The following is a 24,992-nucleotide window of genomic DNA, read 5'->3' on the forward strand; positions in this document are numbered from 1 at the left end:
GTCCTTGTCCCAAAACCGCGGCGCACTTTTGGGCGGCCGGCATCAGACAAAACCCGGCAATTGCAGATGCCCGGCCGACAACAACTCGGCCATGGTGGTCAGCGCGGTGCGCAGATCGTCCTGCGAGCGCGCCGCACCGACATTGATGCGCACGCCATGCTGCACCGGCTCGCGGCCGACGGCGAAGGCATCGCCCGGCAGAAGGGCCACGCCGCGCTCCAGGCAAGTGCGGGCAAAGCCGGCGCCGCGCCAGGGCTCGGGCAGGCGCAGCCAGGCATGGGTCGCGCTCGGCTGGCTCTGCACATCGTAGCGGCCGAGGATTTCGCTCAAGATTGCCTGGCGCTGGCGCAGCTCTTGTTTCTGCACCTCGATGATGCGCGCCGCCGCCCCGTCCTCGATCATGCGCGCGCCGATCAGCGCCGTCAGCGGGCTGATGCTCCAGCAATTAATGCGCAAAGCCGCCGCGACCTGGCCGGCAATGGCGCGCGGCGCGATGACGAAGCCGAGCCGCAACCCCGGCGCCAGGCATTTCGACAGCGCGCCGATATGCACCGTCAGTTCCGGCTCCAGGCTGGCAAAGGAAGGCAAGGCCTCGTCGGCCAGCGGCCGGTAGACGTCGTCCTCGATGATCAAGACATTGTGGCGGCGCGCGACAGCCGCAAGCTCATGGCGGCGCGCTTCGCTTAGCGTAATGGTCGTCGGATTGTGCAGCGTCGGCACCAGGAATACCGCGCGGGGGCGGAGCTGCGCGCAGGCGGCGTCGAAAGCATCCGGCCGCATGCCGCCGCGATCCATGGCGACGCCCCTGAGATCGAGCCCATGCACCCGGCAGAGCGCGTTGATGCCCTGATAGGTCACCTCGTCGGCAAGCACCACCTCGCCCTGCCTTGTCACCGCGCCAAGCAGACAGTCGAGCCCGTGCTGGGCGCCCGCCGCCAGTACCACGCGGCCGGGGTCGCCGTCGCCGGCAACGGGCTTCAACCAATCGGCGATCGCCGCGCGCGCCCAGAGCGGCCCTTCCGGCGGATGGTAATCCTGCAGCGAGGCATAGTGCGGATCCCTGGGCAGGCGCGGCAAAAGCGCCGCCAGCGCGTCGAGATAGGCCGAGGTGGCGGGCCGGTTGACCGAGAGGTCGATGATGCCGCTCTCGTCGCTCGGCGCCGAGACGAAGCCGGGCCGCTCGCCGGCCTGGCGGGCCGCCACCGTCGTGCCCCGCCCCGGCCGCGCCTCGAGCAGGCCGCGCTGCTGCAACGTCGCCAGCGCCCGCGTCACCGTGGTGACGTTGATGCCGAGCGCCCGCGCAATGTCGCGCTGCGGTGGCAGCCGGTCGCCGACCGCCAGCGTGCCGGCGGCAATACGCTCGGCGATCGCGTCGGCGAGACGGCGGTAGACCGGACTTTCATCCTCGGTAAGGCGGAGATCACTTAGCATGCGGACAGGATTCGGGGCTTCGGATTTGTCGTGGGCTTAGCATAAGACAAATCGCCGGACAATAGCGCTTGTGTGACGTCAATTAGGCTTTGTCAGGCAGAAATATCACACAATCGCGATAAATATCGGCTTGACGCCCAAAGTTGTCTGCATCTATGCTCGAATTCAGATAGATTGTGTGAGCATACAAGTTTGGACGGCCCACGAGACGCGGGCTTCCGATGGGATGGAAACATGCATCACAAGCCGCATAGTGTTTCAGCCTGCACGTTTCGGGATCGCGCACGATGAGCGCCGCCCGTCAGGCCGTTTTGCCGTCATCTCCGGCCTCGGCGCCAGGGCCGGCCTTCGTCGACTTCGTCGATGTCGAGAAATCCTATGACGGCCGCGCCTTCGCGGTGACGCGGTTGAACCTTGGCGTGGCGCGCGGCGAATTCCTGACCCTGCTTGGCCCTTCCGGTTCGGGCAAGACGACGACGCTCAACATGCTCGCCGGCTTCGAACGGCCGACCAGCGGCACCATCACGCTGGAAGGCAGGCCGGTCGACCGCCTGCCGCCATACCAGCGCAACATCGGCATGGTATTCCAGAACTACGCGCTGTTCCCGCATATGAGCGTGGCGGAGAACGTCGCCTTCCCGCTCTCCGTGCGCCAGGTCAGCAAGGCCGATATCGCCGGCCGTGTCGGCCGCGCGCTGGACATGGTGCGGCTGAAGCAGTTCGGCGACCGCAAGCCGGCGCAGCTTTCCGGCGGCCAGCAGCAGCGCGTCGCGCTGGCCCGCGCGCTGGTGTTTGAGCCAAACCTGGTGCTGATGGACGAGCCGCTCGGCGCGCTCGACAAGAAATTGCGCGAGCACATGCAGCTCGAGATCAAGCAGATCCACACCATGCTCGGCGTCACCATCGTCTATGTCACCCACGACCAGAGCGAGGCGCTGACCATGTCGGACCGCGTCGCCGTCTTCAACAATGGCGCCATCGCCCAGCTCGGCTCACCCGACGATCTCTACAACGCCCCGCAAAGTTCCTTCGTGGCGAGCTTCATCGGCGAGAACAACACGCTGGACGGCGTCGTCGACCGCATCTCCGGCAAGGAATGCCGCGTACGTCTGACCGGCGGCGGCGAACTCACCGCGCTTGCCATCGGCGTGGCGCAGGGCGCCGCCTGTCACGTCGCCATCCGCCCCGAGCGGTTGAGCCTTATGCCGGCCGGCGGCAACGCACTGCCGGCCACAGTCGACGGCCGCATCTACCTCGGCGACCATCTGCGGCTTCTGGCCAGGCTCGGCAACGACCAGGTGCTGACCGTCAAGGTCGGCCCCGAGGCGACCATGGCCAATGGCGAGGCCGTGACAGTCTCCTGCGCACCGCAGGACTGCCGCGCCTTTCCCGCTGATGCCTCGACCGCGAAGGCGACCTGAACCAGCAATCTCAAGAACCGATCCATCTCAAAAACAGGGGAAGAAAAATGAGAATCGCGAAGACCCGGATGCTGGCTTTGGCCGCCGCCACTGCACTCTTCAGCATCGGCCATGCTTTCGCCGACGAATTGTCGATCATGGCCAGCGGCGGCGCCTGGCAGGACGCCCAGCGCAAGGCCTGGTTCGAGCCGTTCAGCAAGGAAACCGGCGCAAAAATCCTCGAGCAGGAATATCTCGGCGATCTCGGCAAGGTCAAAGCCATGGTCGACACCGGCAACGTGCCGATCGACCTGGTGACGGTCGAAACCGCGACCGTGCTGCAGGGCTGCGACGCCGGCATTCTGGAACGCCTTGACTATTCCAAGATCGGGCCGCGCGACAAATTCATCGAGGGCTCGGCGCTGGATTGCGGTGTCGGTCTCGATGCTTACGGCGACATCCTCGCCTATGACCCGACCGTGCTGAAGGAAGCCCCGACCTCGGTGCTCGACCTCTTCGATACCAAGAAATTCCCGGGCAAGCGCGCCATGCGCAAATTCCCGGCGCAGAACCTCGAATGGGCGCTGATGGCCGACGGTGTCGCGCCCGCCGACGTCTACAAGGTGCTGGCGACGCCGGAAGGTGTCGACCGTGCCTTCAAGAAGCTCGACACCATCAAGAAGGACATCGTCTGGTGGGATGCCGGCGCGCAGCCGGCGCAGTTGCTGGCCTCGCAGGAAGTGGTGATGACCACGGCCTGGAACGGCCGCATCCAGAATGCCATCGACACCGACAAGAAGCCCTTCAAGATCGTCTGGAACAACCAGATCCTCGAATATGACATGATCGCCATCCCGAAGGGCGCCAAGAACCCTGAACTCGCCTACAAATACCTCGCCTATATCTCCAAGCCGGAAAACAACGCCAGGCTCGCCAGCTACATCACCTACGGGCCGGTGCGCACCGATGCGGCGTCCTTCGTCGCGGCCGATGCCTTGCCCAAACTGCCCAACGCGCCGGACCATCTGGCCGGCGCCTACCTCGTCGCCGACACCGAGTTTTGGGGCGACTATGGCGAGGACCTGGTCAAGCGCTTCAACGCCTGGCTGGCGCAGTAAGCATGTCGGCCTTGCTGCCCAGCGAACTCGACCGGCCCGCGCTGGCCCGCGGCCGGCCGGCCGCCGGCGCGGATCCCGGAACCGCGTCGGCGGCGCTGCGGCGCGCCGAATTCGGCGACCGGCTGCGTTCGCTGGCGCTGGCCGCACCCCTGCTCCTGCTTCTGGCGCTCAGTTTCGGCATCCCGATCGTGCTGTTGCTGTCGCGCGCCGTCTACGACCCGACCATCGCCGACGCCCTGCCGCGCACCAGCGCCGCCCTTGCCGACTGGAACGGCCAGGGCTTGCCCGGTGACGCCGCCTTCATCGCGCTCGCCGCCGACCTCAGCGAGAACCAGGCCAAGGGCACCGCCTATGAACTGGCCAAGGCGCTCAACGCTCGCCTGCCCGGCGCCCGCAGCCAGGTGCTGAAAACCGTGCGCCAGCTCGAAGGCGCCGGCGGCAAGCCGCCACTCGAGATCATGAAAGCCGTGCCCTTCTGGTCGGCGCCCGGCACCTGGCCGGTGATCGCCAACGGCACCCACGCCATCACCTCGTTCTATCTCTTGAGCGCCCTCGACCTCCGCTGGAACGCCGATGGCGGCATCGAGCGGGTGCCGCCGCAACAGGCGATCTTCCTGCAAGTGTTCCTGCGCACCTTCTTCGTTGCCGCTTCCGTCACACTCGCCACGCTGCTACTCGGCTTCCCCCTCGCCTATCTCATCTCCAGCGTGCCGAAAGGGCTGGCGGCGATCCTGATCGTGGCGGTGCTGTTGCCCTTCTGGACCTCGATCCTGGTGCGCACGGCCGCCTGGACGGTGCTCTTGCAGAAATTCGGCCTGGTCAACGACATGCTTCTGTGGCTCGGCTTCGCTTCCGAGCGGCTCGACTTGATGTACAGCCGCATCGGCCTGATCATCGCCATGACGCATATCCAGCTGCCGTTCACGCTGCTGCCGATCTATTCCGTCATGCGCACCATCGCGCCCTCGCAGATGAAGGCGGCCTATTCGCTCGGCGCAAAGCCCTTCACCGCCTTCCGGCGCGTCTATCTTCCGCAGGTTTTCCCCGGAATCATGGCCGGCTGCCTGCTCACCTTCATCCTGTGCCTGGGCTACTACATTACGCCCGCCCTGATCGGCGGCGCCAGCGACCAGCTGATCAGCAATTTCATCGCCAATTACGTCAATGTCGAACTGAACTGGGAGATGGCGGCGGCGCTGAGCTTCATCCTGCTTGTCTTCACGCTGGCCCTGTTCGGCATCTTCGCCCGGATCCTCGGCCTCGACCGCCTGAAGATGGTGTAGCCATGCTGCTGTCGCCTTACCCCACCCCTGGTGAACGCATCCGCGTCGCGCTGCTCTGGCTGTGGTGCGGGCTGGTCATTCTGTTCCTGCTGGTGCCGATCCTCATCCCGGTGCCGCTCTCCTTCAACAGCGGCGCCTTCTTCATCTTTCCGCTCGAAGGCCTGTCTACGCGCTGGTACGAGGTGGTGCTGGGCACGCAGCGCTGGCAGTCGGCGATCGGCAACAGCCTGATCGTCGCCTTCGGCACGACGCTGATCGCCACCACGCTCGGCACGCTGACGGCCATCGCGCTGTCGAACGAGAAATTCCCCGGCCGCCGCATCGTCATGCCGCTGCTGCTCTCGCCGCTGATCGTGCCGGTGGTGATCACTGCCGTCGGCTCCTACCTGTTCTATGCCCGCGTGGGGCTGGCCAGCACCTATGCCGGCATCATCCTGGCGCATACGGCACTTGCCAGCCCGTTCGTTGTCGTCACCGTCGGCGCCAGCCTCACCGGCTTCGACCGCAATCTGATGCGCGCCGCCGCCATTTCGGGCGCCAGGCCGCTGACTTCGTTCTTCCGCGTGATGTTGCCGCTGATCCTGCCCGGCGTGCTGTCGGGCGCCGCCTTCGCCTTCGTCACCTCCTTCGACGAGGTGGTTGTGGTGCAGTTCCTGGCCAGTGCCGGCCAGCGCACCATGCCGCTCGAAATGTTCATCGGCCTGCGCGAAAAACTCTCGCCCGCCATCACAGCCGCCGCGACGCTGATGATGGCGCTGTCGATCGTGCTGCTGGTTGTGGCGAACCTTCTCGCCCGGCGCGGCCAGGGCCGGCGGATAGCAAGCGGTTAGAGCAAGGTTTCGACAGGCTCAGTGATCCGGTGCGCAAAACAGTGAAACTTGTCGCGCACCATTCCCGTTGCTTTTGGGATCGCCTCGCGGGCGATCGCAGACCTCCGATCAATGCCCCGCCGGCTCGCCGGTGGGGCCTTTTTCGAGGCGGCCGGCGTGGAACAATCAGGGAGCCGGGAAGTTTTCAGACCGCCGGACGCGCGACGTCCGAACGACCCAGCGCCAGCCAAGGCTGAGATGTGTGGGCAGTATCCTGTGCGGTGATGTGGAAACAAAAGAGCTTTCTCCCGCGCACACGGACGACCCCCGGGAAAATTCTAAGCTTCCGAATGATATATTTTTAGAAAATTGGGTTCACGTCGCCCGAAAAACTGGAACTTTGCCCAAATCCTCCCGTTACGCTCTTGATCGTTGCTTCGACGGTCACAAAGCAACAGGGAAGGAACCTATCATGAATATCAAAATGATCTGCCTTGGCGCAATGGCGCTTTCAATGGTCGCCGGTTCGGCTCTCGCCGCGGGAAGCACCGGCACATCCGCTCTCGACGATCCGGCCAAGATGCAGCCCTTCTACACCGATTCCAGCATGAAGACGCTGCGCGGCAATGACGATTTCGTCAAAGCCTGGAAGGCGCTGACGCCGGACGACCAGAAGATGGTGATGGCGGCCTGCGAGGATGAAGCCAAGAACGCCAACCCCACCAACGCCCATCCGGAATTCTGCAGCAGCGTCAAGGCCAACGGCGGCAGCAAGTAACGCACCCGCCACGACCCATGCAAAACAGCCCCGCATGCGGGGCTGTTTTGTCGATAGCGGCATCGTCGGTCGTCACCCATACACCCTTGCCGCCCCAGCGCGCCCTCGGCCATAATCCGCCATCTCGCGGAGAACACCGATGTCGCTCGACCCTTTGCTCCATGCCTCGCCCGTCATCCAGCTCCATGCGCTGATCGCCATCGCGGCGCTGCTGCTCGGAGCCTTGCAACTGTGGCGCACCAAGGGCGACCCACTGCACCGCGCGCTCGGCCGCGTCTGGGTGGCGCTGATGGCGACGGTCGCCGGCTCCGGCCTGTTCATCTGGACGATCCGGCTGTGGGGACCCTTCAGCCCGATCCACCTTCTGTCGCTGCTGGTGCTGGTGATGTTGTGGCGCGGCGTGCGCGCCGCGCGCGGCGGCAACATCGCCGCCCACCGCCGCATCATGCAGGGCACCTACATTTTCGGCCTTGTTATCACCGGGCTTTTGACCTTCATTCCCGGCCGCACCATGTATGCCGTCGCCTTCGGCCCGCAAGGCGCGACGCCACAGAAGCTGGCGATCTTCGCCGCCTTGGTCGTCGCGGCGGCAGCGGCCGGCCTCTATGCCGCGCGTGGTGCAAGAGCCGCGGCCCCGCGCCCGAAAACATCTCCCAGCGCCTGATCCAATTGCCCGTGGAATTTGGCCGCGCCGCACTGCCTCCCGCGGCCTTGATCGATCCCTGACTCAGATTGGATCCGGCGAAAATTGCAGCAGATCAACACTGTTCAATTCACGCTTTGCTTTCAGCATCGGGCCTGACCGACCGGGACCAAAGCAAGCGGCCGCAATCATATCTGCCGGCATGCTGCAATTTCCTGCCGGCTGCTGTTCAGACATCTGGAAAGTAGGAAATGAATGGATACGCTCTCTATGTTTTCACGCCAAGGCCAAGTTGAGCCCAGAAACGACTTGACGACGAGACCAATGTGGCGCCCTAATAAAGCATAGCCTAAACAAAGGTGCCGAATGGCTCGAAAGAAAGGCTGAACCAACAGGGGATGACGGCACCATGAGGGTGCACCCCGGCGCAAGATCCGAAGATTGGGGTCTTCGGCAACGCAGCGCGACAGTCGGGGTTCGCGGGGGCGAAGCCAATGACCTTGGATGTCTGGAACGATCCGGGCGTCATCAGCCTGCTTAGCGAGATCGTAGATCTCGGCGAGCGGCCGGAGGTTGACGAGTTTTTCTGGTTAAAGGCCGTCGCGAGCAAGACCGCGGATTCCACCTCCCATGATCTGAAATTCTTCAATGCCGCTGCGCCACCAGAAACGCCTCCGCCCCGCGAAAACACGTACAGGATAGCCAACATCATCCTTCAGGGCGGCGGCGTGCTGGGAATCGCGCATGCCGGCTTCGTCACCGGCCTGGAAACGATCGGGGTTCGTTTCGCTGGCGTCGCCGGCGCCTCGGCCGGCGCCATCATGGCCATGGGCATGGCCGCCGTGCGCGGCGACGATCTGCTCAACCCGACGCATAAGAAGGTGGTGGACATCGTCAGCGCCATGCCTATGAGCGCCTTCATCGATGGGCCGTACCGGACACGCAGGCTCATCAAGCAGTTCCTGCTCAACCGGCCGTCCTTCTCGCCTTCGTCATGGCCGGCCTGGCTCGGTGCCCTTCGCCAGATCCAGCACACACGCGGGCTCAACCCGGGCAACGCCTTCGAAGACTGGGTTCGCGGCGTGCTGGCCGAGCACGGCCTGCGAACCGTCGACGACCTGTTCGCCCGTTTGACCTCCATCTCGAAGCAGCTCAACGCGGCGATAGGCGCCGTCAGGCTGCAGGGGGTAAAGCCTCTGTCGGCCCTGGAACTCGTGGAAGAGGACGGCAGACACCTGCTTCAGGTGATGGCGGCCTGCACGCCGATCGGGGTGAAATTCCAGTTTCCCGATGACATCCAGTATCTCTCAGCCGAGACCGGCACGAATTCACCGGCAGCTTTGGTGCGGGCGTCGATGTCGATCCCGTTCTTCTTCGAGCCTGCCGTCTTCGACGTCAACAAAGACACATGGTCGGCCTTCGTCAAAGACAGGTTCAAGCATCTGGCAAACGAGGACAAGCTCCACGAACTGTCTACCATCGGCGAGGTGGCATTTCTCGACGGCGGCATCTTCTCCAATCTCCCTGTCGATGCGTTCAGCACGATCCTTCCGGATGTGCCGACCATCGCCATTCCGTTGATGAGCGCCGGCCCGACCAAGCCCTACCGTCGTCGCGCCCGTCTCAGCAGCCTCGCCGAGGATATTGGAACTGTCGGCTTCATGGTCCGCGACCAGCGCGACCGCGACGCCATCGCCGCGCTTGAACGCAGGGAGAAGGTATTCAAAAGGCGACAGATCGGCGCCGGCTCGACAATGCCCGCGCGGTTTCCATTCCACCTGGCCGCCATCGACGTCAAGGACGCCAACTGGCTCAACTTCTCCATGGACGAGAAGGAGATCATGGATCTGTTCATGGCAGGCCTGATGCGCGCCCACAAATTTCTGAAAGACCTCCAAGGGGGACCGAATCATGGATGAGAGCACGATTGAGCCGGCCATCGTGAAAAAGGATGAAGATGCGGAAGTTGTTTTCGTCAAGGCGCTGAATGGTCTCGATCCGAAAGTGAAGGGCCTGATCGGCAGCTATGATGCGGGCCTGAGCGCGCTCGAACAGCTGCAGAACTCCGCCAACAAACGGCCGCATGCCAAGGGTCTCGAAGCGCAGCTGAACGAAGCAGATGAAGCTGTAAAGACTGCTAAAACCGCACTCGTATCATCCATGCGGGACCTCAACAAAGCTGCCGAAACCTTCCTTCATGGTGTCTATATCCTGGCCAGCCGGCGCCAGAACCCAGCCATTTTCTACGGCAAAAGCTCCAATTCGTTGGCGTCCCCAAGGGATCTGGGTAACAGCTATACTCCGGAAGAAGGCAAGGCCCGACGCGATGAGGAGCAGCAGGCGCTCGACGGCATAGACGGAGTTGCCATCTCCAGTGGCGACACCGTCAAGGAGATAAACCGCCTGCTCGACCTCACCAGCACCAAGCGCATGGCCGAGGAGATGGACATCGTCACCTATCAGTCGAACGCCAAGCGGTTGTTCGACCGGGTCCAGGATGAATTCAACCAGGCCTTAGCCTTGTTCACGGCGGACCAGGTGAGGGTCCGCAAGATGCTCGCGGCGATCGACGACTTCACGTCGAAGAGCAACAACTGGATCACCGATCCGCAGCTCGCGGCCGACGCTCCCTTGCCGCTCGAGACTGGTGCACCGGTGTCGGCCAACCCAATCCCGACAGCAGGTGCCCGATCCATTCTGGCGGCAGATCCCGAGTTCATCGCGGCAGCGACTGCTATGGTCACGGCCCATCGCTTCCTCGTCCGCTACAACAATTTTCTCGACTACGCCAAGGGCTATGCGGGCAACATCGGCCGTGAGTTCTATACCGAGGCTTCTGTGGACGCTTTCAAGGATGCGACCCGGGAACACGCCCAAAGGATCGAGAAAAGGGGCCTTTTCTCAAGTTATCTGACGCTGAGCATGGGGGCACTTTCCGCACTGATCGTCGCCATCATACTGGTCTTCCTCGACAACAATCTGGCCTTCAAGAATTGGATCATTCCACTGACGGGAGCCGCTGCGGCCATTGGCTATTTCGTGTCGGTGGTGTTTGGACGCGTTGCGCGCGATGGCATCATGGGCGATCTGCGAGGAGCGCTTTTTGAAAGTGTTTCCCGGACGTCGTACGGCCCGCAAGCTGGAACGACGACCCAGGACGCTGGCCGCGAAGCGTACAATTATTTCAAGTTTCCGACGCTGGGGTGGGCAAGCTTCGATTCGGCGGACACCTCGAAAACGAGCGCGGCTGCTGCGAAGGATTCGCCGGTCTCGCTCGCCAAGACTCTGACCGATATCGGCAAGACCAAATGGCCCGTTCGTGTTTCTGCAATGAGATGGGGAAACGGGGCACTTCTGGCCGCCGTGGTTTTCGTTACCGCCTCCATCTCCTGCTTGTCGGGAAACCCGGGCTGGAGGAGGTCATTCGCCTTCATCTCGCGCACGAACGAACTGGGCTCATGCGTGCTTGAGCGCGGCCGCGTCCTGCTGGCCAGCGGCGATAGCTATTTTGTTGAAACCCGTGACGGCAAACCGGTTACCGAGGTCGCCAAGTCATTGGTCCTGCGCATCGCGCCGATCCCGATGCCGGAGGAAACCACGAGAACCAAAGAAGGTTATGTCAGAATTGGCGGAGACGATCCGCAGGCCAAGCCGGCCGCCGCCGATACAACGCCGACGACATCGGAGCTTCCCGACTGCGACGATCCACGCCCAGAACCGAAGGCACCCGACCTGCTGGCCGCCGGCGCTGACATCAAGCAAGGGTTGGAGACCGTCGCAGGAAAGATCGGAACCAGCACGACGCAATTCGATCCTAAATCCCTGGCCAACCTTATGGAAGCCGCCAGGCTCCTGGCCAACAGCCTCAAGGAGTGGCTGGACGCCGTAACCAAGCACATTCCGGAATCATCTGGCTGTCCCTGCACCACCAGCGCCTCCGCGGCGCCGATCATGCCCGTCATTATCAGCATGCCGCCTGCCGCCACGCCGGACCTGCAATCCGGCCCAACCGTCCTCACGATGATCTATACCAGCGACGGCAAGGGGCACGAGATTGGCGATGGCGGCATGCTGCTGCCGGTCTTCCTCGACCCCGTTACCGGCACCTATGACCCCGCGTTTTGGGGCAAGAAAGGCATCGACACGCAAGAGAAGGCTTTCTACTTCGGCGCCCACAGCCTGACCGATCTCAAGCTGCCCGGCGCCGAGATCAGGCGCAAGATCCTGAAAGAATACGCCGCCAGCTACACCAGTTGCATGAAGCGCGCCATGGCCGCCGGCGCGGGCAAATTGAAGCTGATCGTCGAAGGCTATGCGAGCGAAGACTGGCAGGCGGAAAAGACGGGCGAGGAAAGACAGAATTTGAATCTGTTCCTGGCCGAAGGCCGACGCATCGCCGTCATCAATGCGCTCGAAGCCGACCCCTCCCTGATCGAAATCGAGAACTGGCAGCAGTCACCGGCGTTCAGCCATTGGTCGCAGGTGAAGGCCGACGAGGTCCATGGCAATTTCCTGTTCAAAACCTATGGCGCAATGTCGGACAGCGTGATGAAGACGTTGCCGCAGCTGCGGATGCCCGCCGGATTCCTGGCACATACTGCCCTTGTCAGAATCGACGGCGAACCGCCGGAGCAATGCCGTCACCCAGGCTAGCGCCAACGCGACAAGGATGAATCCGCCAGGCCGGCCCCGCCGCCCGCCTGGCACAGGGTCGTTGGGGAAAGCTCTCCCTCGTCAGGCAATGGCCAAACGTGGTTCCGCGATCGTCGAACGGCGTTCGCGGCCGCGCCACTGCGTGCCAAGCCATCCCACCCTTTCCAACCGCTTCCATGTTCTGGCCATGTTGCACTGCGAAAAGTCTGCCGCATTGCGATATCGGCCGGCCGGGCCGAGACGCGGGGCGGGCTGGGCGGTAACGAAGGAGGCCTCGTGGCGGCATCGTTTCGGCCTGATATACAGGGATTGCGCGCGCTGGCGGTCGGCGGCGTCGTGGCTTATCATTTCGGCCTCACGGCCCTGCCGGGCGGCTTTGCCGGCGTCGACATCTTCTTCGTCATTTCCGGCTGGCTGATCACTACGCACCTCATGGGCGAGATCACCGAGACGGGCCGGCTCGACCTCTGGCGCTTCTATGCCCGCCGTGCCCGACGCCTTTTGCCGGCGGCGCTGTTCGTCATCCTGGCGACGCTTGGCGCCGGCTATTTCATCCTGGCGCCGCAGGAGCAGGCGCTCTATTCGCGCGGCGCCATGTTCGCCTCGGCCTATGCCATTAATCTTTGGCTTCTGCGCTGGTCCTTCGATTATTTCGCGGCCGACGCCTTGAGCAATCCCTTCATCCATTTCTGGTCGCTGTCGGTGGAAGAGCAGTTCTATCTCGTCTGGCCCGCACTGCTCGTGTTCGCCGCCTGGCTGCATCCGGGCAAGCGCATGGCGGTGGCGGTGATCGGCGTCGCCGGCCTCGCTTCGTTCGCCGCCTGCCTGTGGCTGACCAGCCTCTCGCCGGCCTGGGCCTTCTACTTCTCGCCGCTGCGCGCCTGGGAGTTCGCCGCCGGCGGCCTGGCGACGCTGGCGCCGGCGGCCTTGCGGCAACAGCGGCCATGGCTGCGCTCAGCACAGGGCTGGCTCGGCCTGGCGCTGATCGCGACGGCCTATCTCAGCCTGAGCGAAGACCTGCCCTTCCCCGGCTGGTACGCGGTTCTCCCCGTGGCCGGCACGGTGCTGGTGCTGCTGGGCGGAGTGGGCAAAGAGCCGGAGCCAGCCAGCCCGACCGGCTGGCAGGCCCTGATGCCCGCTTCCCTGCTCTCGCTGCCGCCTCTGCAATGGGTCGGCGCGCTCTCCTACTCGCTCTATCTCTGGCACTGGCCTGTCATCGTCTATGCGCAAATGCTGGTGCCGGATCTCGGCGTGGCGCAACGCCTGGGCTGCGGCGCACTGGCGCTGGCATTGTCATTTCTCACTTATCACCTGATCGAGAATCCCGGACGGCGCTTCGGCTGGCTGACCGTTGGCGCGCGAGCGCTGGTCCCCGCTCTGGCGCTGACCGGCGTCGGCGTGGCGGCGGCCTATACCAATGCGCATCTGGCGACACGCAATATCGACCCCGCCCAGCGCGGCATCGAACAGGCGGCCGAACAGCCCTCCATCGCGCGCGCCGTGGACAAAAACTGCCTGCTCGACTTCCACACGGTGAAGCCCAAACCCTGCACCTTCGGCGCGGCGGACGCCGCCCACACCATCGTGCTGTTCGGCGATTCGCACGCCGACCACTGGTCGACGCCTCTGGTCGAGGCGGCCCGGCGCAACGACACCAAGGTGGTCACCTATCTCAAATCCTCATGCCGCGCCTCGCGGCTGCCGACCTTCAACACGGTGCTGAAGCGCGACTACACCGAATGCGACGCCTGGCGCGAACAGGCGATCGCCGACATCATCCGCCGCAAGCCGCGCCTGGTGGTGATCTCGGAATTCTCGATCGGCAATCTGACGCGCGACATGCCCGCCGCTGGCCGCAAGGCCGAGACCGCGCGCTGGCAGGCCGGCCTGCGCTCCACCTTGCAGGCTTTCAGCCAGGCCGGCGTCGAGACCGCCGTCATCCGCGACACGCCGATCGGCGACAGCTTTGCCGATTCCTGCGTGGCGCGAGCGCTCTGGTGGCGCGAAGCCCCCGCGCGCTGCGACACGCCGAGGGCGCAGGCTGCCAACGACACCACCGCGGCACAAGAGCGCGCCGTGGTCGAAAGCGTGCCCGACACGCTCTATGTCGACCTCACCGACCGCTTCTGCGGCCCGACGGAGTGCCATGTCTTCATCGGCGGCAAGCTGGCGTTTCGTGACAGGCACCACCTGGCGACGGCGTTTGCCGAGACGCTGGAGGGGCCGCTGGAGAAGGCGTTGTTTTAGGGGTTAGCTGCCTTCCCCCCGTCCACGGGGGTGAGGCGCGGTCCGCGTAGCGGACGGAAAGCCAATTGCTTGGCTTTCCGAGCAGTGAACGCCCGGAGCGACAGCGAAGGGCAGGTGCCGGCAGGCGGATGAGGGGCAGCGCCGGAGTCAGCCCTTTTGCAGAAACACCCATCCCAAGCCGATTCACCCCCACGCGACAGCCAACCCTGGGTTCACCCAGGGGTCCTGATCCACATCATAACCTTCACGGCGGGCCTCGTAACGTTGCGCCGGTTTCAGTTGCCAAAGCCAACCGAGATCGACGTGGATTGGGCTCGGTAGGCAATACACATTTCCGGGCCGTCGAAGGCATTTCGCACCAAGGTCCGGCCCATATCGCACAAATCCATGGAACGCGCCCGCCTCCCGCGAGTTATATTAGACCAACCTTGAAGAGGAGGTAGCCATGAAGAAGCTCCTGCTTGCCTCGGTTATCGCCATTGCTTCGGCGGCGGCGATGATCGCGCCGGCCGACGCCCGCAGTCATGTCTTTATCGGTATCGGTGGGGGCTACAACGACTATTACGGCGGCAATGACTATTACGATGGGAACTATGGCAGCCGTTACGTCTACAGCCCCTACGACCCCTACGATGACGGCTACAGGCCGCGTTATTTCCACCGACACCATCACCGTTGCCACATCGAAGTGATCAACCACAGGCGTCATCATCACAGGATCGTCGAGGAAATCCGCGTCTGCCGATAGGCTGATCTTGTGAACTGATCCGGCCGGCAATGCCGGCAGGATCAGTTTCGCCGGCACGTCACCGCCCCATCATCATCCCGTAGTGCACCGCCAGCAGGTCCAGCCCGACCTTCAGCAGTTTCGTCACCACGTCTCGCCCCTCGCCCGTCTGCTCCGCCACACCTTTGACCGACCCCCCCGCGCAGCAGACTTGCCGCACCACCGCCGCGACCTCCCAGTGGCCCAGCGCCCTGGTTGCGGCGGCGTGCGCGCGGCCGGCGTCGAGCACGCTGTCAGCGATGCCGCCGCCCTGGCGGCCGCCGTCGACGCGCTCGCTCCAGCGCATCGGCTTCACGCCGGCCTGCTGGCTGCACTGGAAATCCTCGCGGTAGCGCTGGCCGGCCTCGCGCTGCTGGCGCGACAGCGAGGTGATGCCGATGAGCGGATCGACATTGCGCACCCGCACGATGCCGCCTGTCGAGCTGTAGCCGTCATTCGACACTTCGTAGACGCGCCGCGCTTCAGCCGTGCCGGCAGCCAGCCGCTTGCGGCCAAAGGCGTCGTCGCTGAGCGCGAAATCATGGCCGATCTCGCGGCGGATACGCACCTGCTCGGCCTCGCCCTTCGGCAGTTTGGGCGCCTGCGGTTTGGCGGCTTTGGCTTTCTTGGGCATGGGTGGCTCCTTGTTTTTGGGTGTGGTGTTTTTGGTGGAGAGGTCGCTGTCCCGCCGACCTCATCCAGTCATCTGCTTCACGGGCGCTTGCACCGCCCGTCTCGCCATCAGCTCGCGCATCGTCCGCCGCTCCCGCACCTCAATGCAGAGCTGCGCGCTAGACGGGCAGAACTGGGCGTTGCCGCTTTTCACCTCGCCGCGCACGAAGCGCTGGATGGCGGCCTGCAGATCGGCAAGCTCGGCGTCGCGCACCGCGCCGAGATAGCCGCGCATCTGCATCTCGACATCAGTCAGGGCCGATTGCGGGAAGCATGAGAACATCGCGGCCAGCGCCTTCGTCGCCTGCTGCAATTCGGCTGCGGTCATGGCTGCGGATCTCCTCGATGATGGCGTTGGCGGCGTCGGTATGGGTTTTAGGCCGGTGCCAGCCGGGTTTTTTCCCGGAAAAGACGGGAGCCGTTTCGTTCTCACCCGCAGAAGAAAAAGCTTTTTCACTCTGGTTTCTGGAGTCTGGAGAATGCCGCGGCAAAGCGCCGGCATTTGCCGCCCCATGTGCCTTTGTTTTCAAGGCGGTAGCGGCTCCACCGCGTGCCCCGGCGGCGGCCCTCGCCTCGCTTTTGACCTGCGCCTTGTGCAATTCCCTGGTCAGCCTCTTGTGGCCGATCTCGCCTGCCTCGCGCTCGAAGAAGCGCAAGAGATCGGCGCTGATGGCATGCCATCTCCTGGGCGAGAGGCGCGCCACCCGCGCGAGCTTGGCGTCATCGTCGGGCAGCCGTCCGCCGGCATTCCACATCGCCATCAGGATGAGCATGTAGGCGCCGATCTGCTCGGTGGAGAGTTGCAAGGTGTCGCCGACGAAATCGGAGACGTAGAGCTGCATGAAGGGCCGCTCGCTCATGCCGGCCCCTCACCTGTACGCAAGCTAATGGAACCAGTCGCCGGGCCGCACGTTATGACGCGTCGATTCCAAGGGGAGGTTTGCCGATGACGGCGTTCATGCCGATTACGCTGCGCTTTTGCGACAACAAGACCATGCTGGTCGGCTCGGTGGCCGACGCCGAGACGGCCTTGCGACACCAGTGGCCCGACAAGACGGCAACCGCCTATGTCGAAGCCGCGAGGCTGGTCAGGCTGGCTGTCGAGGGCAGTTGCTGCCCGCGCACCGCCTTCGAGGCCTTCAGCAAGACCGCCCGGCAACAGGGCATATTGGTGGAGAAGCCCAGAAGCCGCGCGCACGACTGGCTCGACGCCGCCGCCGGGCCGTGACGCCAGGGCGATGCAACCGCGTGGCGGCCTTGCGCGTTTATAAGCATAGGCTTTAAAACTACGCCGAGATCGAAGGTGAACGCCGTGGGTACGCTGAAAACCGGAGTGCCGCTCAAAGTGTCCCTGGAAGGCCATGTCGAGGAGATTGACAGCGTCAGCGACGCAGCCGATTTCCTGCAGCGCTGGCCGATCGAGCGGCGTGGCCATGTCTACCGCAGCGCGCTCAACGCTTGCAGTGCCGCGATCGCGGCACAGATTTCCGAATCCGACGCCATGAAAGTGTTCACCGGCTTTGCCCGCGTCGCCGGCATCCTGGCTGCCGAAGCCGGCCCGGCCATGAGGCTGGAGCCGCGCACCGTGCAGAGCCGCATGCCCAAGCAGGGCCGGCAGATACCCAAATAGGCTCACGCGCAAACCCGCCTCTGAAAGCGCCGCTGGTGGTAGCCGCAGTAACTTTTCAGCCCTTTGGTCCGCATGCCGCAGCACAGCATGTCGGCGCCGGGCTGGCCGCCCGGCGCGTCGTTCTGAGGATCCTCGTCCAGCGTCAGATCGAGCGGCGCGCGGCAGTGGGAAAACAGGCAGTCGATGAAGCGCATCGCCACGCCACGTGGCTGGCGGCCGATGGGTCCGCGTGGCTGTGCCGGCACCTTGAGACGATAGGCTTCGCCATCGGCGATCAGCACGCCCACTTCGCGCACGAACAGGCGCGGCGGCAGCCAGGCCGGCGAGGAATCGCGCCTGGTCCGCGCCTTGTTCTTGCGCGCGCTCTTGGCGGCATCGACACCGGCGGGCTTTTCCGCGACTGCCTTGCCATTGCTCTTGCCCTTTGCCCGCTTTGCGGGCACGGGCTTGCGTATTGCCTGTTCGCCGGCGACGTACCCCGCGACCGGCGGCATCCCCCGGCCATTGGCAAAGCCGATCGCGCCCAGCATGGCGTTGCGGTGCACGATGCCGATGATGGCGTTGCGTGAGACCGGGCTGCCGCGCAGCACGCTGAACGCCGCCGCGATCCGCGAGGCCGAAAGCCCCTCCTTCAACCAGCGGGCGATCTCTTGCAGTTCGGCGTCGCTGTAGCTTGCCATGTCCAGGGCTCCATCCAGGGGTCAGTCCTCGGCCGCGCTCGAAAGCGCGCCGTCGGCCAGGCGTCAGGGTTCGGGCCCGGTCCGGGCCACGGTCAGAGGTTCGGTGCGAAAGCCGGCGCGCGGCCGGATCAGCCGGAGCGGATCGAATGCCCGGCGGCCAGGCGCGCCAACCGCGCCTCGGCCGTCTTTCTGTCAGGGGCGGAAACCGCCCTGCCCGTCATCGGCTCGAACAGGATGACGGTGCCGTCCTGCGTGCGGATGCAGGAGCGCGCGTATGGACCGGCAGCAGGCCGGTCGAATGGGGGGCCGGAGCCGAGGGGAGCGGCGGCTCCGGCCGTTCCGGCCGCCGGGGACGGGCGGACCGGACCCGAGGCATCGAGGCGCTCGGGCTTCGCCCCGGCCGGGGAGGACGGCCGGGACGGAAGGGAATGGGCGGCGACTTCGATCGCCGGGCTTGCCTCGCGCGAGGCTGGCGCGACCGCGCCATGAAGACTGGACAAGTTCTGCATGGCTGGATATAAGCATAACTCAAAAAATGATGCAAGCCATTCTTTCATAGACGAGGGCCGCTTTCATCACTCACATGGGCGCCATGGCCAAAACGGAACTGTCGATCAAGGTCGGGGCGGCGATACGCCAGGCGCGCAAGCAGCGCGGCTTGGTCATGCGCCACATTGCCGAGCACAACGACACCGATGTCGCCGCCGTCGGCAATTGGGAAACCGGCCGCAACCTGCCCAAGACCGAGAACCTGCTGAAGACCGCGGCCTTCCTGCGCGTCGACCCGGTGGCGCTCGGCCAAGGGCATGTCGTCTTCCTCGACGATGCCGGGCCGGTGGCGGATGCCGAGGTCGTCACCGATGCCGGCCCGATGCCGGCCGGCTCAATGGATATCGAGGTGCTGGGGGCCGCGGTCGGCGGCGACGACGGCGACTTCACCTTCAACGGCGAGCCCGCCGGCTACGTCCAGCGCCCGCCGGGCGTGCGCAACCTGCCGAAAGTCTTCGCGCTGCATGTGCTCTCCGACTCCATGGTGCCGCGCTACGAACCCGGCGACCTCATCTATTGCGGCGGCCGCGACGCCGTGCCCGGCGACCATGTGGTGATCGAGACGTTTCCGGAAGAAAACGAGCGCAACGGCAAGGCCTTCATCAAGAAGCTGGTCAAGCGCACGGCGGGCGAGCTGGTGGTCGAGCAATACAATCCGCCGAAGACAATCACCTTCAACCGCTATGCGATCAGGCATGTCTGGCGGGTGATCCCGCTGAAGGAATTGCTGGGGTATTGAGGATTCACCCTCAGGGCCATCCTTCGGCTAGCGGGAGTTTGCGCAAAAGTGTATGATTAAGTCATACCCCCACATTTGGGTAAGGAATGACAATGCGCAGCACCCAGCCACTAACCATTACCCTGCCGCTTGAAATGGCCCAGATGGTGAAGGACAAGGTTTCATCTGGCCAGTACGCCACCGAGAGCGAAGTCATCCGCGATGGCTTGAGAACTCTTGCCGCACGCGACGCAGCGGTCGATCGCTGGCTGCGGGAAGAGGTGGCGCCAACGATGGATGCGCTGCAGAAGGATCCTTCGCTCGTCTCGCCGCTTGAGGACGTACGCAAGCGACTTCATAGCCGCATTGACGCACTGGCGGGCGAGCGTTCACGCCAAGCATAACACACAGGGTCGTCTTCAGCAGGGCCGCAGAGCAAGACTTGCTGGATTTGCTGACCTACCTGGTTCCACAGGCCGGCGAACGGATTGCGTGAGCCTATGTCGATCGCGTCATCAATTACTGTTCCGACTTTGGCACGTTTCCCGAGCGCGGGACGCGTCATGATGATGTAAGGCTAGGCCTCCGCACGGAGGGCTATCGCAGGCGGCAACGATCGCATTCACCATCAAGGACAAGACCGTAACGATCATCCGAATCTTTCACGGCGGGCGAGACGTGATCCTCTCCGATGAAGACGACGCCTTCTGGCGCCACCCCCCTCAAGCCCTTCTCGCCCCCTCCACCAGCACCTCGCGCTCGCTCAGCATCTGCGCTTCGCTGCGCACGCGCTGGCGCTCGTCGATGAAGGCGGCCTGGATTGAAATCGCCGTGCCCGGCAGCCCGTCGGCGCGGCAGGCCGAGCAGACGATGCGGCCCGAAAGCTCCGCCAGCGGCGTGTTGCCCGTCACGCCGAAGCGCCGGAGTTCATCCGGCTTCCRCCACCTGTTGCGGCCGCAATCGGCGCACTCGACCGACAGCGAGGCGACATGCGCGATAACTGGTTTCCTGCCCGGCAATGCCATTGCCTCTCCACCCCGTTTGTTCCTGATTTGTTCGCATATTCCTGCGTTTTGAGCCGCGAGTCGAGTCGCAGTTTTAACACTTTCCCAAAAGTTTCTCTTTATCAATTTTTGAGTTATGCTTTTATAAACTCACAGATGTGAGTCGCCTGCCGAACGGGAGCAATGATGGATGCCGCCGATTTCGCCCGCGCCTGCGGTTACACCGGCGACAGTCCAGCTCTGCTCGAAGCCTTCGAGGCGATCCGCCGCAACGGCATCGCGCAGGCCCGCCAGGATCATTTCCGGCGCAAGGCCGTCATCGACGAATTGAAACAATCCGAACCGCTGTTCCTGGCGGCGATCGGCCCGGCGCTGTCGGCTGAGGAAGCCATCGAGGATACCGCCCGCTTCATCGCCTGCTGGCGCAACATGCCGCGCTGGCGCCAGGAGCGGCGCCTGCCAGACCTCGTCAGGGCCAGGCAGCAGCGTCTCGTGGCGCGCTTCTTCCGCCGCTACGGCCATCGCCTGTGGGCGCTCGAAGCGGCCTGAGGCAGGCTGGACCAGCCATTTGCGGGTTCCAATGTCCGTTTTTTCTTTCTAGATTGCGTCGGGGTGGCTGTTCGTTCGACGTGCATGATTTGGAATGTTCAGGACTGCCCGCTCAAAAGTTCAAACCTGGATCACGGCCGGCGCAGGCACCATCGCGGCGCTGTTCGTCGCCGGCCTGATGGGCGCCTTCGGCGCCCTCCCCGCCCACGCCCCACCGCAGCTGCCGCTTGATACCGCCATCGATGCCGGGCGCTGGCGCGTGCAGCCCGTGCGCGCCTACATCAGCCACGCCAGGACCTATGGCGTGCTGATGAAGCCCGGCCAGAAGGCGCTGGTGCTGGAGGCCGACCTCACCAACCGCACCGCGCAATCCGACAAGGCCTATTTCAATGTCTTCAAGCCGGACGGCATCGCCTTGCCTGATCCCATGCCGATGATCGCGCTGACGCGCGACGAGACGCTGACGCCGGAACTCCATCCCGGCATGACCGAGCGCATGGCCTATGTCTGGCCGCTGGCCGGCGACGCCGCCGTCCCGGCCACATTGAGCTTCGGCGTCACCGCCGAGATCTTCAAGCCGCGCGACAACCTCTACGGCATGCCCGGCTGGTTCAATCCCTACCGGCTCGGCAGCGTCACCTTGCCGGTCGCCGACGTGCCGGCGCCGGACGCACAGGGAAACGGCTCATGAGAATCCGCGTCCTCGGCAATCTCGTCGTCCTCTGCACGACCGTGGCGGTTAGCTACGGCATGCAGGTTTCGAAGCCGCATTATGCCGATCTCACCGGGCCGATCCCGGTCGACGGCGCCATGCATGACACGGTGCATGCACGCAGCTTCGATGTCCGGCTCGACAAGGTCGTCTTTGCCCGAGCGCTGAAGACCAACCAGTTCGGCCAGGAGAAGCTGTTGACCACCAGCGGCCTGTGGGCGGTGGTGTCGACCAACCTCATCGCCAACACTGCCTCCACGACGGTTGCCGACGGCACCTGGCAAGGCCCGACCGGGCTGCGCTATCACCAGACGGAGCGGCTGGGCTACCGCCAGGACATGCCGCCGCATGGCGTCGATCCGGGCCTTGAGAAGCGCGGCCTGTTCGTGTTCGAAGTGCCGCCCGACCAGATCCGCGGCGCCAGGCTGCTGATAGCAGCGCGCCAGTTCGGCCCGCTCGATGCGCAAGCTCGCATCAGGCTGGACGGGGTGCCGACAGGCGCCGATGGCCAGCCGACGGATGTGCTGCCCGAGTTTGATCTGGACGCGCAGCTGTAGGAGGACGTCTATCTGCCCATGGCCTCTCGCAGCAACACAATCACGTCGGCAACAGAAGGGTCCACGATAGGTGGCGGATCGACTCGCTCACAAAACTCCCTCCAGATGAACAGCGTGAGTTCCGCACCATCGGTACCCGGTTCGCTCGATGCTTCAGTGAACTGTTCAAGGGCTCGATATCGACGATCAGACCAGAAGAGCTGTTCGACCCAGTCATAAACGGGGATCAGATGGAAATGGATCGGATGACCGGGAGAGTGGCCGTAGCGGCTGATGTAGAGCCGGTTGGGCCGCAGCTGCGACATCACCGCCTTCTGAGCTTGCGCAAGCAATGGGCCCAATTCGACCAGAGCATCCTGCGGCAGTTCCGAGAGATCATTGGTCGGCAGCTTGGAACCGAGCATCAGATAACCGGGCAAAGCCGAGTCAATCCGGTGGTTGAGGAGCCAGAAATCCGTCGCGAAAATTTGGAGCGTCTCGGGTATCTGCAAATTCTCTTCTCCGATCCAGGGAACGCGATGATTTGAAAGTGACCTGATTTGAACCCAAGGCAATTCCGGAGCGCGCGGGTAACAGTCTGCTTCCGGGACGACCAATACTGAGCAAGACCATGGGAAGCGCATGACCGCCGTTTCGACCGACATTAAACCAGCCGCCAAAGACGAGCCCGAGAAAAAATGGCGGCGGCGCAGCCTTGTCGCGCTCGCCATCCTGCTGCCGCTGACGCTGGCCGAAACCAGCTACGACAGCGCGCGCGAATGGCTGCATGGCGAGGACCTCATCGCCCGTGATGTCGACTTCGGCCAGTCCGTGGCGTTCGGCGGCAGCGACTGGAAACTGGCCGATCTGCGCGGCGGCAAGGCCGGCCGCCTGCCCGACCACGCCTTCGCTGTCATCGCCACCTTCACCGTCACCATCGGCGACCCCGACCTGCAAAAGCAGTGGCTGGGCTGCAAGCTCATGCTGACCGACGCTGCCGGCCGCCGCTGGCTGCCGGATGTCGTCGCCGGCCTCGGCCTGCCGCAGGGCGTGATGAACTGCACCTCGGCGATCTTTTCCGGCGCCAAAAAGGGCGACGTCCTCACCATCGGCGACACTTTCATCGTGCCTGAGGACGCGGTGAAAACCATCCGTCCGACGGTTGGGGTGGGCAGCGAGCGGCCTTGGTATCTGCGTTTTCAAAGGCCGCCGAAGTAGCTTCTTTCTCCCCGTCACTATACGGGGAGAAATGCCCGGCAGGGCAATGAGGGGCAGCACCAGCGCTCCGGAAAGTGGGTGATTTGCCAAACGTCGCGTCAGCGCGGCTTTGCGTATCCAAGCTCAATTCTTTCGCGTCGGCGCCGCCCCTCATCCGCCTGCCGGCACCTTCTCCCCGTATAGTGACGGGGAGAAGAACGCTTCTACGCCGCGCCAGCCTTCGCCACCCCCTTCGACAGCGAAAACGCTGTCTCCAGCACCGCGGCGAGAAAACAGATCCTGATCGGCTCGATCAAAACGCCGGTGGAGGAATCCTGGAATGGGCTGCCGAACAGCAGCGTCACGCCATGCGAGAAAATCTGCCAGACATCGAGGTCGTGCGGGCCGATCAGTCGCGTCGCGCCGAGCCACAGCCAAGCGGCGCCCCAGTCGATGAGGCGGTAGCCGATGATCAGCGTGCACAGGAGCAGCAGGCTGGAACTCACCGTCAGCCGCACGCCATTGGCGATCGGCAGATAGCGCGAGCGGTAGCCGGCGATGAAATGCTCGACGAAATCGCGCAGGAATTTCGGCAGGCCGGCATAGCGCTTGCCGAACCGCTCCACCCGGTTGTGCACCCGCATCAACGCGGCGTCGTCGCGCACGTCATAGCCATAGATCAGCGCCGCCATGACCAGCCAGATCAGCGGCAGCAGCATGTAGAAGAACAGGTTGATGGCGACAGTCGAGGGCGCGATCGAGGTGAGCTCGACCGGCACCATCGGAGCCGCCGTCGCCACCGGCACCGGGCTCGCCAGTCCGTCGGCGGTGGCCTGCAGCACCGACCAGAAGGACCGGCTCATCAGCCATTGCAGCGCCGTATCCTTCCAGCGGCTGATCACATAGAGACCGACGAAGATCCAGTTGGTTTCGCAGATCACCACGACGATCTGCCAGAACGAGGCGGTTTTAGTCCTGGTCTGCATGAACTTGGCCAGCCGGCGGATCAGCCAGGACACCGCCACCGAGATCAAGAGCCAGCGCGAATCCAGCACGTCGAGCACATTGGCGCTCTGGCCGAAATCGGCCTGGTCGAGCGTTTCGCGCGAATATTGCCGCACGATATCGCCGAGAAAGCCCCAGGCGGCGTAGTAGGCGAAGAACGGCAGCAGCGCGATGGTGATCATGCGCACCAGCCGCGAGCCGCGCCGGTCGGCCGCCGGCGGCTCCTCGGCCTTGCCAGCGCCACGCGAGGCAGCGAGCAGATGCGGCAGGCCGGGGCGCAGCACATGGAACATCGCCACCGTCACCACCAGTTGCGCCAGCGCCACCAGCGTCAGCATGGCGAGCCCCGCGAAATGATTGGCCAGCGCCACCTTGGCCGCCAGCTGCAGCAGGAGGTCGCCGGCCAGCACTCCGGCCAGCACCAGTGCGACAAGCTGCGGCCAGAAGCGCCGCAGCAGCGAAAAACTCAAGCTGATCGGCCTGATGATATCGGCAAACATGAGGTCTCTCACGATGCCACCCGCCCCGCGTCTTTCTAGCAAGACCCGATCGTTTTGCAACCGGGCCGGGAAATTGGGGGGCGGCGTTTTGCCGGGTTCAGCGCGGGTGATT

27 protein-coding genes are annotated in these 24,992 nt (G+C 64.1%); 18 read left to right on the forward strand and 9 right to left on the reverse strand.

The features are described from left to right. Positions 1 to 42: 42 nt before the first annotated feature. Positions 43 to 1,431, reverse strand: a complete 1,389-nt coding sequence (locus tag AC1DPX_RS13195; RefSeq protein WP_477237152.1) for an aminotransferase-like domain-containing protein — start codon at positions 1,429 to 1,431, stop codon at positions 43 to 45. Positions 1,432 to 1,718: 287 nt separating this feature from the next. Between AC1DPX_RS13195 and AC1DPX_RS13200 the strand changes: the two genes are divergently transcribed. The 10 genes from AC1DPX_RS13200 to AC1DPX_RS13245 all read left to right on the forward strand — a co-directional run bounded on the left by AC1DPX_RS13200 (position 1,719) and on the right by AC1DPX_RS13245 (position 15,110). After that, positions 1,719 to 2,852 (forward strand): ABC transporter ATP-binding protein, encoded by a 1,134-nt coding sequence (locus AC1DPX_RS13200; RefSeq protein WP_477237154.1) that lies wholly within the window; start codon positions 1,719 to 1,721, stop codon positions 2,850 to 2,852. 47 nt (positions 2,853 to 2,899) lie between these two features. Next, complete coding sequence (locus AC1DPX_RS13205; RefSeq protein ID WP_477237156.1) at positions 2,900 to 3,949, forward strand: ABC transporter substrate-binding protein; 1,050 nt, start codon at positions 2,900 to 2,902, stop codon at positions 3,947 to 3,949. A gap of 2 nt (positions 3,950 to 3,951) precedes the next feature. Further along, complete coding sequence (locus tag AC1DPX_RS13210) at positions 3,952 to 5,232, forward strand: ABC transporter permease (protein ID WP_477237158.1); 1,281 nt, start codon at positions 3,952 to 3,954, stop codon at positions 5,230 to 5,232. 2 nt (positions 5,233 to 5,234) lie between these two features. Then, complete coding sequence (locus AC1DPX_RS13215) at positions 5,235 to 6,062, forward strand: ABC transporter permease (protein WP_477237160.1); 828 nt, start codon at positions 5,235 to 5,237, stop codon at positions 6,060 to 6,062. Positions 6,063 to 6,513: 451 nt separating this feature from the next. Further along, the gene (locus AC1DPX_RS13220) at positions 6,514 to 6,819 is read left to right on the forward strand and encodes a hypothetical protein (RefSeq protein WP_202358633.1); all 306 of its coding nucleotides are present in this window, start codon (positions 6,514 to 6,516) and stop codon (positions 6,817 to 6,819) included. 139 nt (positions 6,820 to 6,958) lie between these two features. After that, complete coding sequence (locus tag AC1DPX_RS13225) at positions 6,959 to 7,483, forward strand: DUF2306 domain-containing protein (RefSeq protein ID WP_477237162.1); 525 nt, start codon at positions 6,959 to 6,961, stop codon at positions 7,481 to 7,483. A 473-nt stretch (positions 7,484 to 7,956) separates the two neighbouring features. After that, positions 7,957 to 9,381 carry a patatin-like phospholipase family protein gene (locus AC1DPX_RS13230; RefSeq protein WP_202358631.1) on the forward strand — a complete coding sequence of 475 codons (1,425 nt, stop codon included), beginning with the start codon at positions 7,957 to 7,959 and terminating at the stop codon, positions 9,379 to 9,381. Then, entirely contained in the window at positions 9,374 to 12,115 is a 2,742-nt protein-coding gene (locus tag AC1DPX_RS13235) for a hypothetical protein (RefSeq protein ID WP_477237164.1), read from the forward strand. Before AC1DPX_RS13230 ends, AC1DPX_RS13235 begins: the two co-directional genes overlap by 8 nt. A gap of 276 nt (positions 12,116 to 12,391) precedes the next feature. Next, positions 12,392 to 14,362, forward strand: coding sequence for an acyltransferase family protein (locus AC1DPX_RS13240; protein WP_477237166.1), 1,971 nt, complete (start codon positions 12,392 to 12,394; stop codon positions 14,360 to 14,362). A gap of 445 nt (positions 14,363 to 14,807) precedes the next feature. Further along, positions 14,808 to 15,110, forward strand: coding sequence for a hypothetical protein (locus AC1DPX_RS13245; RefSeq protein WP_477237168.1), 303 nt, complete (start codon positions 14,808 to 14,810; stop codon positions 15,108 to 15,110). A gap of 58 nt (positions 15,111 to 15,168) precedes the next feature. Here the strand turns inward: AC1DPX_RS13245 and AC1DPX_RS13250 are convergent, their stop codons facing one another. Genes AC1DPX_RS13250 through AC1DPX_RS13260 form a run of 3 tightly spaced genes read right to left on the reverse strand, consistent with a single transcriptional unit; the run spans position 15,169 to position 16,660 of the window. Continuing rightward, positions 15,169 to 15,762: a DUF6456 domain-containing protein gene (locus AC1DPX_RS13250; RefSeq protein ID WP_477237170.1), complete on the reverse strand. Its 594-nt coding sequence runs from the start codon at positions 15,760 to 15,762 to the stop codon at positions 15,169 to 15,171. A 60-nt stretch (positions 15,763 to 15,822) separates the two neighbouring features. Beyond that, positions 15,823 to 16,128, reverse strand: coding sequence for a hypothetical protein (locus tag AC1DPX_RS13255; RefSeq protein ID WP_477237172.1), 306 nt, complete (start codon positions 16,126 to 16,128; stop codon positions 15,823 to 15,825). Continuing rightward, on the reverse strand, positions 16,049 to 16,660 hold the full coding sequence (locus tag AC1DPX_RS13260) for a YdaU family protein (protein ID WP_477237174.1): 612 nt from the start codon (positions 16,658 to 16,660) through the stop codon (positions 16,049 to 16,051). The genes AC1DPX_RS13255 and AC1DPX_RS13260 overlap by 80 nt, the downstream gene beginning before the upstream one ends. 86 nt (positions 16,661 to 16,746) lie before the next feature. On the opposite strand from AC1DPX_RS13260, the gene AC1DPX_RS13265 reads away from it, so the two are divergent. Both AC1DPX_RS13265 and AC1DPX_RS13270 read left to right on the forward strand, forming a co-directional pair. Further along, positions 16,747 to 17,028 carry a DUF982 domain-containing protein gene (locus AC1DPX_RS13265; RefSeq protein WP_477237176.1) on the forward strand — a complete coding sequence of 94 codons (282 nt, stop codon included), beginning with the start codon at positions 16,747 to 16,749 and terminating at the stop codon, positions 17,026 to 17,028. Between the two features lie 84 nt (positions 17,029 to 17,112). Continuing rightward, a complete protein-coding gene (locus AC1DPX_RS13270) occupies positions 17,113 to 17,430 on the forward strand; it encodes a DUF982 domain-containing protein (RefSeq protein ID WP_446721198.1) in 318 nt (105 codons plus the stop codon). Between the two features lie 2 nt (positions 17,431 to 17,432). Here AC1DPX_RS13270 and AC1DPX_RS13275 read toward each other — a convergent pair whose 3' ends face one another. Both AC1DPX_RS13275 and AC1DPX_RS13280 read right to left on the reverse strand, forming a co-directional pair. After that, positions 17,433 to 18,110, reverse strand: coding sequence for a GcrA cell cycle regulator (locus AC1DPX_RS13275; RefSeq protein ID WP_477237178.1), 678 nt, complete (start codon positions 18,108 to 18,110; stop codon positions 17,433 to 17,435). 128 nt (positions 18,111 to 18,238) lie between these two features. Beyond that, positions 18,239 to 18,619, reverse strand: a complete 381-nt coding sequence (locus tag AC1DPX_RS13280) for a hypothetical protein (protein WP_244730790.1) — start codon at positions 18,617 to 18,619, stop codon at positions 18,239 to 18,241. Between the two features lie 74 nt (positions 18,620 to 18,693). Here AC1DPX_RS13280 and AC1DPX_RS13285 point away from each other — a divergent pair, with 74 nt between their 5' ends. Together AC1DPX_RS13285 and AC1DPX_RS13290 are read left to right on the forward strand one after the other, a co-directional pair. Then, positions 18,694 to 19,398, forward strand: coding sequence for an XRE family transcriptional regulator (locus AC1DPX_RS13285; RefSeq protein ID WP_202358621.1), 705 nt, complete (start codon positions 18,694 to 18,696; stop codon positions 19,396 to 19,398). Positions 19,399 to 19,490: 92 nt separating this feature from the next. Next, positions 19,491 to 19,781, forward strand: coding sequence for a ribbon-helix-helix domain-containing protein (locus AC1DPX_RS13290; protein WP_477237180.1), 291 nt, complete (start codon positions 19,491 to 19,493; stop codon positions 19,779 to 19,781). 318 nt (positions 19,782 to 20,099) lie between these two features. Here AC1DPX_RS13290 and AC1DPX_RS13295 read toward each other — a convergent pair whose 3' ends face one another. Beyond that, positions 20,100 to 20,402 carry a hypothetical protein gene (locus AC1DPX_RS13295; protein ID WP_477237182.1) on the reverse strand — a complete coding sequence of 101 codons (303 nt, stop codon included), beginning with the start codon at positions 20,400 to 20,402 and terminating at the stop codon, positions 20,100 to 20,102. Between the two features lie 165 nt (positions 20,403 to 20,567). Between AC1DPX_RS13295 and AC1DPX_RS13300 the strand changes: the two genes are divergently transcribed. The 3 genes from AC1DPX_RS13300 to AC1DPX_RS13310 all read left to right on the forward strand — a co-directional run bounded on the left by AC1DPX_RS13300 (position 20,568) and on the right by AC1DPX_RS13310 (position 22,199). Next, positions 20,568 to 20,930, forward strand: a complete 363-nt coding sequence (locus AC1DPX_RS13300) for a hypothetical protein (RefSeq protein ID WP_477237184.1) — start codon at positions 20,568 to 20,570, stop codon at positions 20,928 to 20,930. A 94-nt stretch (positions 20,931 to 21,024) separates the two neighbouring features. Continuing rightward, a complete protein-coding gene (locus AC1DPX_RS13305; RefSeq protein ID WP_477237186.1) occupies positions 21,025 to 21,621 on the forward strand; it encodes a hypothetical protein in 597 nt (198 codons plus the stop codon). Next, on the forward strand, positions 21,618 to 22,199 hold the full coding sequence (locus AC1DPX_RS13310) for a hypothetical protein (RefSeq protein ID WP_477237188.1): 582 nt from the start codon (positions 21,618 to 21,620) through the stop codon (positions 22,197 to 22,199). Before AC1DPX_RS13305 ends, AC1DPX_RS13310 begins: the two co-directional genes overlap by 4 nt. Positions 22,200 to 22,207: 8 nt before the next feature. On the opposite strand, the gene AC1DPX_RS13315 is transcribed toward AC1DPX_RS13310, so the two are convergent. Then, complete coding sequence (locus AC1DPX_RS13315; protein ID WP_477237190.1) at positions 22,208 to 22,690, reverse strand: HIT family protein; 483 nt, start codon at positions 22,688 to 22,690, stop codon at positions 22,208 to 22,210. 130 nt (positions 22,691 to 22,820) lie between these two features. Between AC1DPX_RS13315 and AC1DPX_RS13320 the strand changes: the two genes are divergently transcribed. Continuing rightward, positions 22,821 to 23,396 (forward strand): hypothetical protein, encoded by a 576-nt coding sequence (locus tag AC1DPX_RS13320; protein ID WP_477237192.1) that lies wholly within the window; start codon positions 22,821 to 22,823, stop codon positions 23,394 to 23,396. Positions 23,397 to 23,599: 203 nt separating this feature from the next. Here AC1DPX_RS13320 and AC1DPX_RS13325 read toward each other — a convergent pair whose 3' ends face one another. Beyond that, positions 23,600 to 24,880 (reverse strand): hypothetical protein, encoded by a 1,281-nt coding sequence (locus AC1DPX_RS13325; RefSeq protein ID WP_477237193.1) that lies wholly within the window; start codon positions 24,878 to 24,880, stop codon positions 23,600 to 23,602. Positions 24,881 to 24,992: the final 112 nt, after the last annotated feature.

The organism is Mesorhizobium sp. 01N446, assembly GCF_056399285.1.

Coding starts and splice junctions, on each gene's coding strand:
- AC1DPX_RS13310 (WP_477237188.1), top strand. CDS start 21,618: ATGAGAATCCGCGTCCTCGGCAATCTCGTCGTCCTCTGCACGACCGTG.
- AC1DPX_RS13235 (WP_477237164.1), top strand. CDS start 9,374: ATGGATGAGAGCACGATTGAGCCGGCCATCGTGAAAAAGGATGAAGAT.
- AC1DPX_RS13220 (WP_202358633.1), top strand. CDS start 6,514: ATGAATATCAAAATGATCTGCCTTGGCGCAATGGCGCTTTCAATGGTC.
- AC1DPX_RS13200 (WP_477237154.1), top strand. CDS start 1,719: ATGAGCGCCGCCCGTCAGGCCGTTTTGCCGTCATCTCCGGCCTCGGCG.
- AC1DPX_RS13205 (WP_477237156.1), top strand. CDS start 2,900: ATGAGAATCGCGAAGACCCGGATGCTGGCTTTGGCCGCCGCCACTGCA.
- AC1DPX_RS13320 (WP_477237192.1), top strand. CDS start 22,821: ATGACCGCCGTTTCGACCGACATTAAACCAGCCGCCAAAGACGAGCCC.
- AC1DPX_RS13230 (WP_202358631.1), top strand. CDS start 7,957: ATGACCTTGGATGTCTGGAACGATCCGGGCGTCATCAGCCTGCTTAGC.
- AC1DPX_RS13210 (WP_477237158.1), top strand. CDS start 3,952: ATGTCGGCCTTGCTGCCCAGCGAACTCGACCGGCCCGCGCTGGCCCGC.
- AC1DPX_RS13285 (WP_202358621.1), top strand. CDS start 18,694: ATGGGCGCCATGGCCAAAACGGAACTGTCGATCAAGGTCGGGGCGGCG.
- AC1DPX_RS13265 (WP_477237176.1), top strand. CDS start 16,747: ATGACGGCGTTCATGCCGATTACGCTGCGCTTTTGCGACAACAAGACC.
- AC1DPX_RS13260 (WP_477237174.1), bottom strand. CDS start 16,660: ATGAGCGAGCGGCCCTTCATGCAGCTCTACGTCTCCGATTTCGTCGGC.
- AC1DPX_RS13215 (WP_477237160.1), top strand. CDS start 5,235: ATGCTGCTGTCGCCTTACCCCACCCCTGGTGAACGCATCCGCGTCGCG.
- AC1DPX_RS13305 (WP_477237186.1), top strand. CDS start 21,025: ATGTTCAGGACTGCCCGCTCAAAAGTTCAAACCTGGATCACGGCCGGC.
- AC1DPX_RS13225 (WP_477237162.1), top strand. CDS start 6,959: ATGTCGCTCGACCCTTTGCTCCATGCCTCGCCCGTCATCCAGCTCCAT.
- AC1DPX_RS13255 (WP_477237172.1), bottom strand. CDS start 16,128: ATGACCGCAGCCGAATTGCAGCAGGCGACGAAGGCGCTGGCCGCGATG.
- AC1DPX_RS13300 (WP_477237184.1), top strand. CDS start 20,568: ATGGATGCCGCCGATTTCGCCCGCGCCTGCGGTTACACCGGCGACAGT.
- AC1DPX_RS13325 (WP_477237193.1), bottom strand. CDS start 24,880: ATGTTTGCCGATATCATCAGGCCGATCAGCTTGAGTTTTTCGCTGCTG.
- AC1DPX_RS13195 (WP_477237152.1), bottom strand. CDS start 1,431: ATGCTAAGTGATCTCCGCCTTACCGAGGATGAAAGTCCGGTCTACCGC.
- AC1DPX_RS13280 (WP_244730790.1), bottom strand. CDS start 18,619: ATGCAGAACTTGTCCAGTCTTCATGGCGCGGTCGCGCCAGCCTCGCGC.
- AC1DPX_RS13275 (WP_477237178.1), bottom strand. CDS start 18,110: ATGGCAAGCTACAGCGACGCCGAACTGCAAGAGATCGCCCGCTGGTTG.
- AC1DPX_RS13290 (WP_477237180.1), top strand. CDS start 19,491: ATGCGCAGCACCCAGCCACTAACCATTACCCTGCCGCTTGAAATGGCC.
- AC1DPX_RS13250 (WP_477237170.1), bottom strand. CDS start 15,762: ATGCCCAAGAAAGCCAAAGCCGCCAAACCGCAGGCGCCCAAACTGCCG.
- AC1DPX_RS13245 (WP_477237168.1), top strand. CDS start 14,808: ATGAAGAAGCTCCTGCTTGCCTCGGTTATCGCCATTGCTTCGGCGGCG.